This is a genomic window from Candidatus Abyssobacteria bacterium SURF_5, assembly GCA_003598085.1.
Lineage (GTDB): Bacteria > Abyssobacteria > SURF-5 > SURF-5 > SURF-5 > SURF-5.
The window spans coordinates 29,747-47,129 of sequence record QZKU01000047.1 but is presented as its reverse complement, the minus strand read 5'-3'; the positions used below and the strand labels follow the sequence as shown (position 1 = coordinate 47,129).

Annotated in this window: 13 protein-coding genes; 4 read left to right on the top strand and 9 right to left on the bottom strand. The window is 54.8% G+C overall.

Going from position 1 to position 17,383, the window contains the following annotated elements; genetic code table 11:
* Window positions 1-427: 427 nt before the first annotated feature.
* From C4520_06600 to C4520_06590, 3 genes are all read right to left on the bottom strand, one after another.
* Window positions 428-1,219, bottom strand: a complete 792-nt coding sequence (locus C4520_06600) for a hypothetical protein (GenBank protein RJP23313.1) — start codon at window positions 1,217-1,219, stop codon at window positions 428-430.
* 54 nt (window positions 1,220-1,273) lie between these two features.
* On the bottom strand, window positions 1,274-4,699 hold the full coding sequence (locus tag C4520_06595) for a hypothetical protein (GenBank protein RJP23312.1): 3,426 nt from the start codon (window positions 4,697-4,699) through the stop codon (window positions 1,274-1,276).
* Between the two features lie 385 nt (window positions 4,700-5,084).
* Entirely contained in the window at window positions 5,085-6,914 is a 1,830-nt protein-coding gene (locus C4520_06590) for an ABC transporter ATP-binding protein (protein ID RJP23311.1), read from the bottom strand.
* Window positions 6,915-7,646: 732 nt separating this feature from the next.
* Between C4520_06590 and C4520_06585 the strand changes: the two genes are divergently transcribed.
* Window positions 7,647-9,017, top strand: coding sequence for an aspartate aminotransferase family protein (locus C4520_06585; GenBank protein RJP23310.1), 1,371 nt, complete (start codon window positions 7,647-7,649; stop codon window positions 9,015-9,017).
* 166 nt (window positions 9,018-9,183) lie between these two features.
* On the opposite strand, the gene C4520_06580 is transcribed toward C4520_06585, so the two are convergent.
* Window positions 9,184-9,888: a metallophosphoesterase gene (locus C4520_06580; GenBank protein ID RJP23309.1), complete on the bottom strand. Its 705-nt coding sequence runs from the start codon at window positions 9,886-9,888 to the stop codon at window positions 9,184-9,186.
* Window positions 9,885-10,694 carry a nucleotidyl transferase gene (locus C4520_06575; GenBank protein ID RJP23308.1) on the bottom strand — a complete coding sequence of 270 codons (810 nt, stop codon included), beginning with the start codon at window positions 10,692-10,694 and terminating at the stop codon, window positions 9,885-9,887. The genes C4520_06580 and C4520_06575 overlap by 4 nt, the downstream gene beginning before the upstream one ends.
* A 207-nt stretch (window positions 10,695-10,901) precedes the next feature.
* On the opposite strand from C4520_06575, the gene C4520_06570 reads away from it, so the two are divergent.
* Window positions 10,902-11,768 (top strand): oxaloacetate decarboxylase, encoded by an 867-nt coding sequence (locus C4520_06570; protein RJP23307.1) that lies wholly within the window; start codon window positions 10,902-10,904, stop codon window positions 11,766-11,768.
* Window positions 11,769-11,771: 3 nt separating this feature from the next.
* Here the strand turns inward: C4520_06570 and C4520_06565 are convergent, their stop codons facing one another.
* A complete protein-coding gene (locus tag C4520_06565; GenBank protein RJP23306.1) occupies window positions 11,772-12,797 on the bottom strand; it encodes a serine/threonine protein kinase in 1,026 nt (341 codons plus the stop codon).
* Window positions 12,798-12,827: 30 nt separating this feature from the next.
* Here C4520_06565 and C4520_06560 point away from each other — a divergent pair, with 30 nt between their 5' ends.
* Window positions 12,828-13,061 (top strand): hypothetical protein, encoded by a 234-nt coding sequence (locus tag C4520_06560; GenBank protein RJP23305.1) that lies wholly within the window; start codon window positions 12,828-12,830, stop codon window positions 13,059-13,061.
* 116 nt (window positions 13,062-13,177) lie between these two features.
* Window positions 13,178-14,083 carry a carbohydrate kinase family protein gene (locus tag C4520_06555; GenBank protein RJP23304.1) on the top strand — a complete coding sequence of 302 codons (906 nt, stop codon included), beginning with the start codon at window positions 13,178-13,180 and terminating at the stop codon, window positions 14,081-14,083.
* Between the two features lie 29 nt (window positions 14,084-14,112).
* Here the strand turns inward: C4520_06555 and C4520_06550 are convergent, their stop codons facing one another.
* From C4520_06550 to C4520_06540, 3 genes are all read right to left on the bottom strand, one after another.
* Window positions 14,113-15,141 carry an aryldialkylphosphatase gene (locus C4520_06550; protein ID RJP23303.1) on the bottom strand — a complete coding sequence of 343 codons (1,029 nt, stop codon included), beginning with the start codon at window positions 15,139-15,141 and terminating at the stop codon, window positions 14,113-14,115.
* A 176-nt stretch (window positions 15,142-15,317) separates the two neighbouring features.
* A complete protein-coding gene (locus C4520_06545) occupies window positions 15,318-15,767 on the bottom strand; it encodes a DUF3795 domain-containing protein (protein ID RJP23302.1) in 450 nt (149 codons plus the stop codon).
* 87 nt (window positions 15,768-15,854) lie between these two features.
* Window positions 15,855-17,291, bottom strand: coding sequence for an NAD-dependent malic enzyme (locus C4520_06540; protein RJP23301.1), 1,437 nt, complete (start codon window positions 17,289-17,291; stop codon window positions 15,855-15,857).
* Window positions 17,292-17,383 lie beyond the last annotated feature (92 nt).

Sequence of the window (17,383 nt, the reverse complement as noted above, 5' to 3'; positions counted from 1 at the left end):
CTGTGAGGGGCATTAGAATGGTTCCCAGGGTCGAATCTTGTGACACTCCTCATATCGAAAGAGAGGAGCAAACGGGGAACACAAAGCAGACCTACAGGAAACCTTTGGAATGTCTACTCGACTAACGAATTTCTTGAACCAATTTATTTATCCATCGTAGGGGCATCCGTGGTCGCGTCATTTTGACCTGCCTCTTTCATCATTCTGACCCCGCTGACCTGCCACGCGTTTCGCGTGGTTCGCGGGGGAAGAATCTCTCTCTTCAACCGCCGATGAACGCCGATGATAAACCTTAAAATGTCATTCCTGCGCCAAAACGGCGTTGATCACGGTTCCTCCATTTTAGTTTCTATTGCCGATTTTGGATTTTGGAAAGAGTCCGCGGAAATCAGTGGGATCTGCGGATCAAGCAGAGGGCGCAGCGCCGCTACTGCTTGCTGAAGGACCATATTTCATCGCTGATGATGATATCAGGCGGAGCGGCATCGAGATCAACGCCGCGAACGCGCCAGAATAGTTCAGTACCGGACGGGATTGAATTCCATATCGGCGCTGGTATTGTCCACGCCGAGTTGTTGATGATTTGATGAAGATCTTCATAGGTGGACCAGTACTTCGGCAAACCCGGGGAGCCGCCAATGTCGACGGCGAAGACATTACTGGTTCCACCGTCGGCGGACCAAGTGAAGGTGGGAGGCTGTGACAGTAGTGCCTGGTTCACCGGGAATTGAAGGTGTATGTTCGTCAACTCGTGAGACAGGCAGGAGAGTTGTCCATCACATTTTGGCCATCCGGAAATATCATCGACCAGATTTGAAAGCGTGAGCGTGGTGGAGCCGCATTCGCCGACAACGAATTCGAGGCAGGATATCGTACCGGCCGATTGCTGCCCGATGGGATACTCAGTGGTGAAGCCGCCGATTCTGATTTGTCCGGGGACGAGCTCGTTCACGTCCAGGAATTGAAATCCGGCCCCCAGATCGCCCTCCAGCCAGTTCCCCGTATAAGTAAGGATACCGGTATCATATATAACGTCAAGGCCGAATGCGTCCACGACATTTGGCGCCTGATCGATGGTGACACAGAGCGTTACGCTGCTGCTGCTCTGCGCCTGCCGGCTGTCCAATGAAATCGCGCACTCTTGCGCCAGCGCGCCGGTGTATTGAGCAAATATGATAAGGATGAGCAGGCAAAGGCTGAGAAAGCTTTGATATCTCATTAACAGTTCCTCTGCGGTCTCCTTCGCTTTTCAGGCCGCGGAAGCGGTTTCACCTCATGGGCAGAGTTCGGGACACGGGTTTCCCATATAGCACTGGAATATGCACAGTGAGTCTGAGAGGCTGACGAGCGCGTCTCCGTCCACATCTGCATGCTCGGCTTCGCATGGCGTCAGTTGAACTGTCCCCAGATAATGCTGAAATGCGAGGAGCGCGTCGCCGGGGGTCGCCTGTCCGTCGCCATTCACATCGCCGTCAGACGGGCAGTCGCACTCGAATGTGCCGGGAACGACGCCCCACCCGTTTATGTCACTGGCGAGATTTGTGAGAGCATTGCTGCAGGTGTCATCGGGCGTGCACTGCAGCAATTCAAATTCCAATTCAACGAGTACGCCTCTTTCTCCCTCGAGGATTATATCATTCAGAGTGAGACCTGCAACGCGCACCACGCCGGCGGAGACCTCCCATGCGTCGATATAATCCCAGTTAGCAGTCAGGTCGCCGCGCGTGTAGTTTCCGGTAAACGACAGGTAGCCCAAGAGATGACATTCCGAATAATCGAAATCGAAGCTGAATGCATCCACGATATTGCAGGCGGTCTCGAGCCGCACCGGCACGCGGACAAGATTTCCACCTGAAACTGCGGCATTTTCCGCAATGATCCGGCAGGAACACGAATCGCTTCCGTCGCAATCCTGATCGATTCCGTCACAGGCGGTTTCGAGAGCCCCGGGATACACGGTCGAGGCCGTATCATCACAATCGTCGCCTACCAGCGCGGTGTAGGGATATTCCGGGTCACACCGCTGTTGCAGCTCGCCCTCCACGCCATGGCCGTCCTCGTCTTCATCCTTATAGTAGCTGCTGAGTCCGATACAGTTGTCATCGTCATCATCGATACGGCTGTCGCAGTCGTCGTCTGCGCCGTTGCATATCTCCTGCGAGCCGGGATTGATTTGAATATTTTCGTCATCGCAATCACCTGCTTCCAGGGCGGTATAGGGAGCCTGCGGCGCACAGAGTCGTTGCATGTCGCCGTCGACGCCGTAGCCGTCATCGTCGTCGTCCCTGTAGTAGGTGCCGGCTTCGATGGTGTCCGGGTCTTCTGCGTCAACAAGCATGTCGCAGTCGTCGTCGATCCCATTGCATATTTCCTGAATTCCGGGATTGATGTTTTCATTCGCGTCATCACAATCGCCGGCGCTCGTGGCAGTGTACGGAGACTCTGGCGCGCAGCGTTGCCGCGTATCGCCGTCGACGCCGTAGCCGTCCTGGTCGCTGTCATTGTAGTAATAGATGAGGCCGGTGCAGTCCGGGTCATTGAGGTCCACGAGGCCGTCGCAGTCATCATCGATGCTGTTGCATGTCTCCTGGGCGCCGGGATAAACCTGTCCATTCGCGTCATCGCAATCGCTCTCACACTCGGAGCAGGCGTCGCCGTCGTCATCCGTTACAGATTCGCTGGTTGCGGCCTCCGGGGCGCCGCCATATGCTCCCATATTGACTCTGCCTCCGTCTGGGGCGGGCTCGGTCGAATAGATCGAAAATCGAGAAGCGACATACGCTCCGTCGGCCGCGCGGTAACTGTTCTCGAAACCGTTTTCGATGTAGATCAAGTCTGCGTCAAACCCGGCGACAGTTGCGTTTTCGATATTCACGCCGTCGGTTATCCAGATAATGTCTCCCGTGCTGATATTGGTCACCTCGTTGACGTATATCTCCAGACTCAACGCCAGATAGTCCATCGTCAACGCCTCGACCGCGTCCCCCGCATCAATGGCGAACGAGCATTTGTTGAGACGATAATCGTTGGCTGCCGAATCGATGAACATTGGGTCCGCCGCGATGTCATGCGGGCCGGCTGAGCAGCCGGAGTAAGGTTCGGATACGTTATACAGATTGTTGTAGTCGATTCGAAAGCCGTCTCCCCCTGTCGCAGTGATCCCGCGTACGGTATTGGAAATGATGTTGTTAACCATGACGGGAGAGGCGCCCGGGCCGATGATGATGCCGCCGCCGGCAATCTTATCGATCGTATTATTTCTTATGGTTGGACTGGACGAAGCTTTGCAGGTAAGAGCGGAATTCACGCAGCCGGTGAAAACGTTATTCGAGATAACCGGCGAGGAAGCGTCAATCGTGATTCCGTCTATCGCATCGCGTATCATAAAACCGCTGATATGCGCGCTCCCTATGCCGATGCAGGAAATCCCTTTCGGCGCCTCGATTATCGATTGGTGCGGACCGGCGCCGATGAGGTCTATCCCTTCTCTGATGGAGATGTCTTCAAAATAGCGGCCCGGGAAGACCACGACGGAACCGCCCCATGCGTCAATGAAGGCCAGATCTGCCAGGGCAGCTCCGATGGTTGCATGATTCTGGCCCGGCTCGTCGTCCGCGGTCACCGCGGGATACACTCCCATATCCGTAAAGCCGTCAGCGACGGAGCCGTTGGTCGTTCCGGAGTTTATGCATTCGCTGCCGTAACCCAACCGATAATTTCCCTGCCGCGCATCCACGAACACAGGGTCGGAATCGATATTGTTTGCCCCCCAAATGAGGCTAGAGCCGTCCTCTGCGGATACCGCCGCCTCTCCGCCTTCAACATCACAGAAATCAACGTCAAGGGTTGAGTCAACTGCAAGCGCGATTTCACTTCCTGCAGCGGCCGAATTATTCCACAAAATGGAATTTGTGATGCTGGGGGCAGCCGTCCTGCTGTAAATGGCTCCACCGGAATCCGCCGAATTATCGCTTATCGTGCTCCCGCTGATATGCGGCGAGGAAGATGCGCTGCAATAGATTGCGCCGCCCAGCGAAGAGGAATTACCGCTGATTTCGCAATTGTGTATCGAGGGAAATGAGGAGTAAGCGCAAGCGATGGCGCCGCCAAAACCGCTGGAGGAGTTCCCGGTGATGACGCAGTTGGAAATCGTTGGAGACGATCTATAGCAATAAATAGCACCGCCGCCGCCGAAGATGGAACCCCGGGTGATCGTGAGACCATCTACAACCGATGCCGCTGATTCGCCCTTGTTGAAGAGAAAAGCTCTTCCGTCGTTCTCGCAGTCGATAACGCAAGTGATTGGCCCGTTCTGCGAACGCAGAAGGATTGCCTTTCCCTGAAAGCTCAGGTTTTTATTCCCGATGCCTGAGTATAGACCGTCGCTGAGGATTACGGTATCGCCGTCCGTCGCCGCGTCCAAAGCGGACTGAATGGTTGGGAAATTATCCGGTACGTGAAGGATTTCTCCTGCGGCCGCTGTTGACAGGAAAAGGACCATAACCAGCGTAAGAGCCGGAATGACACCCGGCCTCAGTCTCACGGCCGCGACAGGTATGCACCCGGTTTTTCTGCTCGCGTTCACTTGTGATCCGATCAGGCGAAGCGATCCAAAGCGGGAACCCACCAAGGGCGAAGCATCTATCATTATGGGGGCTTGCTCAGAGACTGTCTGGCGGGGGCAAAAACATAGTTTCATTTTTCACGCGGGTGGCGGCCATTCAAAGGCTGCCAAAGCTCATTGCTCGACCAGGCGGTTGCGCTCGGGACCGCTTACAATGCCTACAAATCACCATCTGTAGCAAAGGCAAATTCAGTGCCACGGGCTAAGCCGCACTGAGAGGCTGGTCCAAGACCGCTTCCTTCAGTTATTTGTGAAGAAAATTCCAATATCATTCAGGGAGGAATTCCTGTTGCGGACTTTGTGAGAAGGGAAAAAAGTTCCGGGTAAAGAGGAATTTTTTTCAGATTCAGCTCCCGCATTCGGGCGCAAACGGCATCGTTGTCTGTGAGAGAAAGGATCATTGAAATACGTCCCGGCGGCAGAGCCGCGGACTCAGACAGGAAAAACTCAAGGCAATTGCCTAATTACAAACCGATATGTCTACCGGCATTTGTGTGACCGGCATTTTGTCCAATTGTATCGGGGACGTTTCTGATTGCTGCCAGCCGCCGTTTTGTTTTTTGATCAGTGAAGCATAATAGCTGTCTGCAGTTATGAGCTCGCTGTGGGAGCCTGCTTCGACGATACGGCCTTCCCGCAGCACCATGATGCGATTGGCGTTGACTACCGTTTGCAGCCGGTGAGCGATAACGATGACCGTGCGCCCCTGCATCAGCCGGTTGAGCGCTTCCTGGACGAGCGATTCGCACTCGATGTCGAGAGCCGATGTGGCTTCGTCGAGAATAATGATTGGCGGGTCTTTCAGGAGCGCGCGCGCGATTGCGATGCGCTGGCGCTGTCCCATCGAGAAGCATTTGCCTCCCTCACCCACCAATGTGTCATAACCTTTCGGCAGGCTCATGATAAAGTCATGAGCGTTGGCGGCGACGGCGACCTTTTCTATCTCCTCCGTGGATGCGTCGGGCCGGCCGTAGGCGATGTTATCGCGGATCGTTGTGTTGAAGAGGATATTGTCCTGGAGAACGAATCCGATTTGAGAACGGAGGGAGCCGATGCGAAGACTCTTGACATTGATGCCGTCAACGAGAATCTCTCCCGAGACCGGATTTTCAAAACGTTGGAGAAGCGAGATGATCGTGGTCTTGCCCGAGCCGCTCGGGCCGATGAGCCCGATAGTCTCGCCGGGATGAACGTGAAAGGAGATGTCGCTGAGCACCGGTTGTGTGCCGTTATAGCTGAACGAGACGTTTGAAAACTGGATTTCGCCTCGAATTTTCGAGATTGCGATTGCATCCGGTTCGTCCTTGAGCGGGTCGGGCGCGTCCAGGATGCCGAAAATGGACTTCAGGAACACCGAAGCCTTTCGCAGAATCTGATACGTGCCGGTGAGCCCCTGGACCGGGCCGTAGAGGCCGCCCATGTAGCTGATGAACGCGACAACGGTCCCGACGGTGGTTTTCCCCTGGATCACCATATAGCCGCCGACAGCCGCCACCAGCACGCGGCTAAAGGTGACGATGAGGTTGTTGGTCGAGCCGATCGTATTATCCCTGATCACGCCTTTCATGACAATCCGGTTCGTATCTCTCACTCTGCCTATAAAATTCAGCATCTCCTCATGTTCCTTCGCGAAGCTTTTTACGACGGCGATGCCGGACAATGCCTCGTAGAAACGGGAATACACCTGGGCCCAGCGGACAAGCAGCTTTTTTTCTCTCTGCGTCTGTTCGGTCGAAGCCCATACGCCGATGAGGGAAGGAAGCGGCGCAAAGACAAGAGCCAGCAGGAACAGGCGCCAGTCGAGAACACACATGGAAATCAAAGAGAAGAGGAGATAAAGGATGTTGGGCAGGACTTTTGTCGTTATTTCAGACAGAGCCGCAAGATACCCGGCAATCGATTGATTCATTTTCGTGATTATGCCGCCTGCATTTTCATTGCGGAAGAAAGAGAGCGGAAGCGAATACAGGCGCTCGACCACTGCCTTCTGGATGTTTACATTGACTCCCATGTGTACGTACCACATGATAACGCTGAGCAATCCCCCGATCGCCTGCCGGCTCATTCCGAGCGCGATCAGACCGCCGGCTGCCCCGAGTAGCATGTTGAGATGTTTTACCGCGAACGAATCAAAGAGAACTTTCATCAAAAGAGGCTCGGCCGCATCCATGGAGGAGGTCAGCACCGTAAGGAATATGGCGCCCAGCACTCCAACCCGATATGGCCGCACAAAAGGAAGCGTCCTTTTCGCGAGAGCGTAGCCGCCGCTTTTCGAGTCTTCTATCTTCATGCCTTTCTCTCCCGTCCCAGATAAAAATGAACAGTAATGCCGGATATCAGCAGGCGAGCCGGCATTGCAAACAATTTTCTTTCTTCAGCCGATATGAATTAAATACCTCTTTGAGCATTTTTGTGGTAATCCTGGATAATCATTAACAGGTGCGCCATTAGCTTCTTATTTGGGCAGGTGATACCTCATGGCGCAAGTGGAAATCCGGATAATCCGGCCTTCTGGGCAATGTCGGACGGTTCGCGCAGATCGACAAAGGAGGGACGGGAAAAGAGGGGCTCTTGGCTCCCAATGGAATGGATGCCTGGGACAAGATAACCATCACCGGGAAGATCAGAAAAGGAGAAATCTCGAGCGCGGGAATCAGTGGGGGACTTCCCTCTGGCGGGATGTTTTGGATACACGGTGCTGCAAACATCGCTTTACTGATAACGCATCTATAAAAGCCGTATATTCACGGCGTGAACGTCTTTTTTCAGCTATACGCCCAGTCTCAGGCAGGCCGGGAGCATATTAATACTAGAAATGTTATAGAAATGGATGAGAAATGTCAAATGAGCGGGTTAGGGGTAACCATAACAGTTAAAATCCGTCTTATCCACTCAACCGGTGCGGCGAGGACTGTTTATTTGCAAAAGGTCTTTTCAGTCGCGATAGAATGTGATAAACTAGCGCCTGCCGTTAGTATGACGGAGTTTTCCTCTGGAATCATATAAAAGGAGACGCATTGACATGAGATCGAAAAAAGAATTGAGCGAAATGGACCGCAAGTATGTGTTGCATCCCACCAGCCAACTCAAGCAGATCCAGGAGAAGGGCCCTCGAATTATTGTTGAGGGCAACGGCAATCGCGTCAAGGATATAGACGGGAAAGAATATATCGACGCATTCTCCGTGCTGTGGAACGTCGTAATCGGGCATGGGCAGAAGGCTGTCGTTGATGCCGTGGTGGAGCAGATGAACAAGCTCGAATACTTTTCGAGTTTCTTCGGCTTCTCGAATCCGCCGGCCATCGAGCTTGCCGCCAAAGTGATCAGCCTCATCCCGAAGAATTGGAACATGGGCCATGTCACGTTCACGTGCGGCGGCTCTGAGACGAACGACACAAACATGAAAATCGCGCGCCTGTACTGGTCGCTGAAGGGAAAGGAAGAGAAGAAGAAAATCATCTCGCGCAATTATGCGTTTCATGGGGTCAGCCTCGGCTCGATGTACGCGACGGGCATCACGTTCTTCCACCATGGGTTTGGTCCCGTTCCTCCTGACTTCATCTATATCATGCCGCCGTACTGCTACCGCTGCGAGCTGGGCCTTACATACCCGGAATGTAATACCGCATGCGCCGATCAGCTCGAAGAGGCCATTCTGAGAGAAGGGCCGGATACCGTTGCGGCCTTTATCGGCGAGCCGGTCATGGGGACGGGCGGTGTGATCTGTCCTCCGAACGAATACTGGCCGAAAATGAGGGCGATCTGTGATAAGTACGATGTATTGTTTATCGCTGACGAGGTGATCACCGGTTTCGGGCGAACGGGGAAAATGTTTGGGTGCATGAACTGGGATTTGCGGCCGGACCTCATTTCCATAGCCAAGGGAATCAGCAGCGGCTACTTCCCGCTTGGAGCAGCCGTCGTGAACAACGAAATCTTCAATACGCTCGTGAACGAGCTTCCGGAATACCTGCCGTTCCTGCACGGGTATACCTATCAGAACCATCCTGCGGGCTGCGCGGCCGGCCTGGCAAATATAAAGATTATCGAAGACCAGAAACTTGTCCAGAACGGCGCCGAGATGGGCGAATATCTGCAAGCACGCCTCAAGGGATTGTACGATCACAAGTCGGTCGGCGATATCCGCGTGAAGGGATTGATGGCGGCGGTCGAGATTGTAAAGGATAAAGAAACGAAAGAGCAGATAGGCGAGCTTCCCATGGAGAGCACGCATCGGCTGGAAGAACTGACCTGGGAGAAAGGCGTTTTCGCAAGAGCGATGTTCGAGACCATCGCGGTTGCCCCGCCGCTCACCATAACAAAGAAGGATATAGACATGATCGTAGATGCAATCGATTCCTCAATACCCCAGATGGAAAAAGAGATGCTCTAGACGATCGTTAGCAGGTTGAAGTTCATGCGGGAACGGAAGAAATGCCGTTCCCGCTCTTTTTTTGGCGCTCCGGGGACAGGCACAATTCTCCGAATCCAAAAGACAGGATTCCGCAATCGGAGTCAGTCCCCTGCGCGATTTCGCAAATGGAGCCAGCCTGTTCGCTCTACAGCGTAAACACGAAATAGGGTGGGGTGCGGCCACTGCGGGCGAGGACGAAGCGCGAGACGTTATAGACGGGTATCTTGTGTTTTGTGAATCCGGTGGGCGAGCCGTTATGGGCGTGTCCGTGGAAGACGACATCCACCTTATGGGCATCGAGGACATCGGCGAAAAGGGAGGTTCCCAGGAAGGGGAACAATTCGGGCTCTTCGCCGGAGAGGGTTTCCTTGATCGGGGCGTAGTGCATTACCGCCACTTTATGGTCCGCTTTTACATTTCTCAATAACCTTTCGAATCGCAACACCTCTTCTATGGTGGCGTTGATAAAAGCCTTCAGAGCCGGCTCGCCAAACGGCTGCACGAGCAGATGTCCAAACCCACCGCAGAATCCCTTGGTTCCAATGAACTCGATGCCATCGATGTTAAAGGAGGCGCCATCGAGCACATGTATGCCGCTCCATTCCATCATCGCGACGAGGAGATCGGTCTGGTCGGCCTCGTGGTCGTGATTGCCAGGGACTGCGATGATCGGCAGCGAGAAATGGCTCAATTCATCCATCAGCACTTCCATCTCCTCGATCTTGCCGACGTCGGTGAGGTCTCCCGCAAGCACGAGGACGTCCGCCTCCTCGACATCGCGCAGGAGTTCGCGGATATGGCCTCGCGAGTTGACGGTGCAGTGGACATCGGCGACGGCGGCGATCTTCACAGGACTTCTCCCTGATGGTTGACCAGCGGTTTTGCGCGGTAATAGCCCTCGTACCCGAAATTCAGGTAATCGATCCCGAAGGAGACCGGATCGAGCAAGGTTCCCTGAAAGAGCTTTGGGTTCGTGATTTTTTGGCCGCGCTCCACAAGCTGGTTGAACAAGTCGGCCAGCAGATCGCGCGGGATAAAATCCGAATGACCCGGATAGACGATCAGGAAGAATATCAAGTGCCAGAAGAGGACGTCGCGATTCCCGTCCATCAGGCGCAGCAAGCGTTCCCAATCGAGTTTGCCCTTTGATTCCCGGATCAGATGCGCGATATCGGCTCCGTCGAACCGGTATCGTCTGGCGATATAGGCTTTCGAGGCAATCAGCTCCTCGATTTCAAGCGCTCGGGTTTGGACTCCCATGACCTCGACGCGCACGGAATGTTCAAGGAATTGCCGATCGATCTTCATCAGGCCGTTGCGAAAGCCGAATATGATATCGAAGTTATAAGGAGTGGATTCGACCTTTGCCAGCCAGGACGTGTCCCGGATATCGGGATTGAAATAGGCCTGACTCAGCCTGTTGAGCACCTTCTTCAAATCCTGCGGGGCGACAAAAACGTCGAAATCCTTTGTATCTCTCCAGATGCCGGTATGTGCGTGCATCGCGAAGGCGCCGCCCACCGCATAATCGACTTCCGTCTCGTTGAGCAGACTCAGCCACCGCGAGATGATGTCGGCCCCCTCCGGCGCAATCTCGTAGGGTCGTTCAATGCCTGAATCCAGGCAGACCAGCTTGTACTGTTTCGTTTCCACCATAGAATTTGCCCTTCACCTACGTGATAAAAAACAGGTATCCTTGTTCCATTTTGACTACATCGGTTCATGATTGCTAGCGATCATTGGGCCGAACGGCGGCTTGACAAGCTCGAAATGAAGGTGTATTTTCAAACAATCAGGCAGCGGGATAGCATCGCATACGTCTCCGGGCCAAGTCTTTTAGCGGATCGAACCGCAAGGAGTTTTATGATGAGCAGCGACAGGAGAGTGCATCAAATGATAGCGCAGGGGGAAATATTCCTGGCGGCAGGAGTGTATGACGCCCTATCGGCGAAACTTGCCGAGCGTGCCGGCTTTCACGCCGTTGTCGTGACGGGATACGGGGTGTCGGCGTCAACGCTGGGGGAGCCCGATTTCGGGCTGATGACGCAGACCGAGCTCATTGATGCCGCCCGCAGAATCTGCAATGCCGTGAGTATTCCTGTGTCGGTGGATGGCGACACGGGATACGGCGGCGCACTGAACGTTTTTCGGCTGGTGGAAGCGCTCAAGGAGATGGGGGCGCGCGGGGTGCTGCTGGAGGATCAGGTGTGGCCGAAGCGATGCGGGCACATGAGGGGAAAGGACGTCATTCCGGCGGGGGAGCACGAGCAGAAGATTCGGGCCGCGGTCGAGGCGCGCGGCGACTACGCCTTGATGATAACTGCGCGAACAGACGCGTTGGCTACGCACGGGCTTGATGAGGCGATTCGCAGAGCGAATTTGTACAAGCAAGCCGGAGCCGATTTGATTTTTGTAGAGGCGCCGAGGACCGTAGAGGACCTTCGCGAGATCGCGCGCCAGGTGCCGCCCCCGCTGGTGATCAATTGTATCGAGGGCGGGCAGACGCCCCTGTTGCCGCTGGAGCAACTGAAGGAACTCGGCTTTATTGCAGTGGGTTATGTGCTCTCTGGCCTGTACGCCGCGGCGAAGGCATTGAGCGATGTGTACGCGTGCCTGCTCGAGCATGGAACATCGCAACCGATGCGAGACCGCATGATGGACTTCAATGAATTCGCCGAAGTGATCGGCCTGAGCGAAAAGTATGCTTTGGATGAGCGGTTTCGAGGATAGATTTTAGGCGCGCCCACCCGCTTTTTGCGGAGGAACCTTTTTCGAATCGATACTTTCCCGCTGTTTCGGCAGGTCGGCCCGCACATAAAGGGCTAAAGAGTCTTCTTCGAGGTCAGATGTGCCGGCATCTGCGCTGGCGGGAATATCGTCGGCGGCCGGTTGCAGTTGCTCGTAGGCGCGTTTCAAAACGAGCGGGACCCGCTGCAGATCGAGCATCATTTCAGTTACCGTCTGGTATCGCTTGGCCGGTTCTTTCTCCAGCGCCTTCATCGTCACCTCATCGAGTTGGCGCGGGACCTTCTTGTTGGTGTATGACGGGGGCGCCGGCTTGACGCTCTTGCTGATGACCATCTTCATGTACTGCTTCCTGTCCTGAGCCTTGTACGGCAATTGCCCCGTAATCAGTTCATAGATAACCAGTCCGAGCGAATAGATATCGGTGCGGATATCGAGGGTTCTGCCGCGGATTTGTTCCGGCGACATGTACAGCGGAGTTCCGGCCCGCGAGCGCGGACCGAGCAACGAGAAGAAATCCTCGGCGACGCTCAATCCGAAATCGGCAACCTTGAGCGCCCCGTTTTTCGACAGCAGGATATTCTCCGGCTTGATATCCATGTGGATGATGCTGTGGAAGCGACCTTGGCCGAACCGATGATGGTGAATGTAATGGAGGCCGGCGCATATCTTGAGGCTGATATCTATGACATCGCACAGGTCGAGGGTCTGCGCCTTCATAAACTGCCGCAGATTTCCGCCGTCCATGTATTCCATGAGAAGATAGCCGACCCCGTTTTGCACGTGAAGCCCGTAAATCTTGATGACATTTGGATGGTTTAGTTGTTTCGCTATTTTTACTTCGCGCTCGAGATAGCGCGACCGCTTGCGGTCATTGAGGAAATGGTCGGGCAGCACCTTGATGGCTATAAAGCCGCCGTTCAGGCTGTGCTTCGCCAGATATACTCTTCCCATTCCGCCAGATGCTATGGGAGAAACTATTTCAAAATTCCCAACCTTTTCTTCCATTGGCATATGAAAGCTTTCCTAAATAGAATGATTAGAATGAAGGCGCCGGGAAAGATCAACCCTTCCGCGCGCCAAAACATGATATGGAGTGTTTCTCATTCGAAAAGAGGCAATATGCATGCCATGAGTGCCGTCCGCGGTTCGAGCTTTCTAAGACACTTGACTTCAAAGACTTGCGATTGTTTCAGGAACAAGCTCCCGTTTTTCCGATTAGGAAAAGATATCTGGGATGTTCATTTTCGTTTGCCGATTGATCGTTTTCCGCCTTGAGTAGTGGAGGCAAATTAACCACCCATTTGTGATGGCAAAAGAAAGATGATACACTCGTTTCGCACAGGACGCAGTTTGGCGTTTCATCAGGTCCAAAGGAAAGGGAGGAGGAAGTGATGGCGGTCGATGTTGTTGGCGTGGGGCTTGCCGTAGTCGATCTGAAGGCGACGGTCACCAGCATTCCAAAAAGTGAGGAGACTGTGCTGGTGCTCGATTTTCATAAACATCATGGGGGGCCGGTCGCGAACGCGCTTGTGACGCTGCAGCGGCTCGGACTGAAGACGAGTTACATGGGCAAACTCGGGAATGATGAATACGGGAATTTTATCGCTGACGGAATGAAAACCGAGGGAATCGATACCGGCTCGCTTTGCCTTGCCGACGGCGAGAGCACGCCTTTTTCGATGGTGCTCGTTGACGCCTCAACGAAAGCGCGCTCGATCGCTTTCAATCCCGGCTGCGCGCTGACCGTATCGGAAGAACATATCGATCCGGGAACAATAAAATCCGCTCGCCTGCTTCATGCGGATTTGTTCACTCCAGCGGTTCGCGCCGCGTGCGAAATTGCGCGAGAGGCCGGCATTCCAATCTCAGTCGATGCAGATGGACTGTACCCGGGGCTGGAGGAGTTGCTTGAGCTCGCGACCATCTTCATGCCGGCGCGCGAGATCGGCTGTGAATTGGTCGGCGAGGAGGACCCGTGCGCAGCAGCGGAGAAGTTATTGAAGAAATACAACCTCGATCTGGTCGTGGTGACCCGCGGGAAAAAGGGGAGCGTTACGGTCACGGCCGACGAGACGGTGGAGGCGCCGGCTTTTCAGGTTGAAGCGGCGGACACGACAGGCGCGGGTGGCGTCTTCCAGGGGGCGTATCTTTACGGCTATTTGCAGGGATGGCCGCATCGGCGGGCGGCGCAATTCGCCAACGCGGCGGCCGCGATAATGGTCTCCGGCATGAACGGCTGGGGCGATATCCCGACTTTAGGGAAGGTCGAAAAGTTCCTTAAGGAACATTCTTTATAGAGCAACCCTTGATCAGATTCAAGAAACTATCACACAAACGCCAGCATCCGAGCCGGATTTTTGACGGTTACCGCCTCGATATCCTGTTCGGTCATGCCTTTTCGGCGCATGATCGGGAGCACGTTGTCGAGGATATGGTTGTAGCCGTCGCCGCCATACCGCGCAAGCTGGGTCTTGTGACAGATATCCTCTGAGACGAGAATCTTGTCGCGATAACCGCGCTCGATCAGCCCCATGATGTAATCGATGCGGGTGGCGTCATTCGGCATGTCGATGTCGGAAATCGGGTAATAGCTCGATTCCTGTCCGAAGAGGTCATATTCGAGGTAACAGCCGGTTTCGGCCAGCCTGAGGACTTCGTCGAGGCCAAACAGCGTCCGGTCGAGATGGCTCATGACGACGCGCTCGGGGTCTCCGCCGGTTTCCTTCACGATGCCGATGGCATCAAATGGGGCCTCGGGAGCGCGGCCGGGATGGATATTAAGTGAAGCGCCGGTATCGATCTGAGCCAGAGTGGCCGCGCGCAGAGCCTTCTCTTCTTTCGGGTGCAGCGGCCAATCGAGTCCGATCTCGCCGATAATGCCGGGTTTGATTTTGGTGTCGCCTGCGCCCTCTCGGAATTCGGAAACAAGAATATCCGCGATCTGTTCGGGCGGGAGGTCTTCTATTTCCGCGGGGTGACAGGCGGCAGTGTAGTAGCCGGTTCCCATGACGACGTGCACGCCCGTAGCCTTTGATATCCGCACCAGCGCTTCCGGATTGCGATCGATGCCGATAACGGTCAGCTCGGCAATTGCGCCGCCGCCGGAATTCTTGTATCTCTTCAATTCCTCGATGGCCACTTTCTCATCATCCAAATATAAATTGTAAACATTCGAAAGCCAGTTCCGCCGCAAAAAGCCGATGTTCTCGAGCGTGATCGGCTCCCCTTCCATTCCCTCGCGTATTCCCGGCGGGATCAGGTTCACCAGCAGATGCTCGTGCGTTTGCGTGAAGCCCAGTTTCGACGGCTCGATCAATCCGAGGACTGTCTGTATTCTCCCTTTTGGTCCGCTCATAAGATTCTCCCTGCTGCTTATTTTATAGATGATAGATCATGCTGGGCGGAGTATATAACATTTGGACTCGCAGATCAACCAGGACGCGGCGCCCACCCAGAAGGAATGCGGGGATGGAGAGAGGCGGATTGACAGACACCGCATCGTAATGGAAAACAAATAATGAAGGCGGCGAATCAATCCATGTCCACGGCTTCTTTACACTCGCGGCAGCGTTTGGCGCCGCGGAAGAGACTGGCGCCGCAATGGGGGCAAACATAGCGCGCCTCTTCGGCGGCGACCCACTTTTCCGTCCCCATCTCGCGCCATTGCGGTATCGCGCGGTTGATGACGCGCTTGCCGACAGGCAGCGGAAAATTCTCGATCAATTCGCAGGGAAAATCCGAGCACTGGTGGCAGCCCTGATAGCCTTTTTTCGTAGAGCAGTTCTTGATCGGGCACATGCGGCAGTATCCGAACGGATCGTTTGAAAGACATCCTTTGCAGCGGACTTCCGCCGGTGTCACGCCGTAGACGGTCGCCAGCCGCTCCTTGAATTTGTCGTTATCATCCCGGTGCGCGATGTAGACTCCGCACACGCCGCAGTACAGCCCGCAGGGAGCGAGCAAATCCGGATTCACCGCCATTTTTCGGCCTCCTCCTCAAGATGTTGTGAACAAGAGCAGCGCAACGATCTTAGATTATTGTCGCAGCGCAATCGAACGTTTCATCAATTATACCCGATAGAAGGTCAGATAGTGCTCCTCGAGGCGGGCCACGCCTGTTCTGATAGCTGCGTCGCGAACGGCGCGCGCCACTTTTTCCGGCACCTGCCGGTTCAGGACGCTGGGGATGATGTAATCTTCCGTCAGTTCCTCTTCCGCCACAACGGAGGCGATAGCATGAGCCGCCGCAAAAAGCATTTCATTATTGATCTCTTTCGCGTGGCAGTCGAGCAGGCCGCGGAACAGGCCCGGAAAGCAGAGCACGTTGTTGATCTGGTTCGGATAATCCGATCTTCCCGTGGCGACGATGCGCGCGTTCGGTCCAACGTCCTCGGGCAGGATTTCGGGATCGGGATTTGCCATGGCGAAAACGATTGCGCCCTTCGCCATCCTTTCGACTTCCGCAGAACCTATGGTGCATGGCTGGGAAAGGCCGAGGAAGACGTCCGCGCCTTTCATTGCGATCGATATGGAACCGCGAAGGCCTTCGGGATTCGTTTGCCGGGCCAGCAGTTCTTTCTGCGGATTCATGTTTTCTTTTCGGCCGCGGTAGAGGATGCCGGCTCGGTCGGACCCGACTATGTGTTTCACTCCCGCGGCCAGGAGCAGCCGGATCGAGGCGATTCCTGCGGCGCCGAGGCCGCAAACGGCGATCCGGATATCTTCGAGGCGTTTGTCAACGAGTTTCAGGGCGTTGATCAAGCCGGCCAATATCACGACGGCCGTTCCGTGCTGGTCGTCGTGAAACACGGGGATATCGAGTTCTTTCTTCAGGCGCTCCTCCATTTCGAAGCACCGCGGGGAGGAGATGTCTTCAAGATTGATGCCTCCGAAGGCGGGCGCTATCCAGCGAACCGCGGAAACGATTTCATCCGGATTTTTTGTATTCAAGCAGATAGGAAACGCGTCGACCGCTCCGAATTCCTTGAACAGCATCGCCTTTCCTTCCATTACCGGCAATGCCGCCTCCGGCCCGATATCACCGAGCCCGAGCACGGCCGGTCCGTCGGTAACAATGGCGACGCAATTCTTTTTGATGCTGAAGTCATAGACTCGGTTCGGGTCTTCGCGGATGGCGGTGCAGACTCTTGCTACTCCGGGCGTGTATATCATCGAGAGGTCCTCGCGCGTCTTGAGGGGGAGCTTGTTTCTGATCTCGATTTTCCCGCCCTGATGCGCCCTGAACGTGCGGTCGGTCACGTTGAGAACCTTGACACCCGGCAGTTGCTTGATCTCATCGACCACGGTCTGCCCCATCGGGATATCGCCCACATTGACAACGACATCGCGAATGATGGTGTCTTTGCCGAAGCCGATGATATCGATGGAGCCGATATCGCCGCCGGCTTTGCCGATGGCGGATGTCACCGTTCCGAGTTTGCCCGGCTTGTTCGATATCTCGAGGCGAATGAGAATACCATAGCTCGGGCTTGGCGTCCTGTGCATACGAAGTCCCTCGTCGATAGGATCCCGGGAGCCAGAGAGAAGGTAAACGGAGTCAATCCCCCTCGCGTCGCTACTACATTATTGTGTTTCTA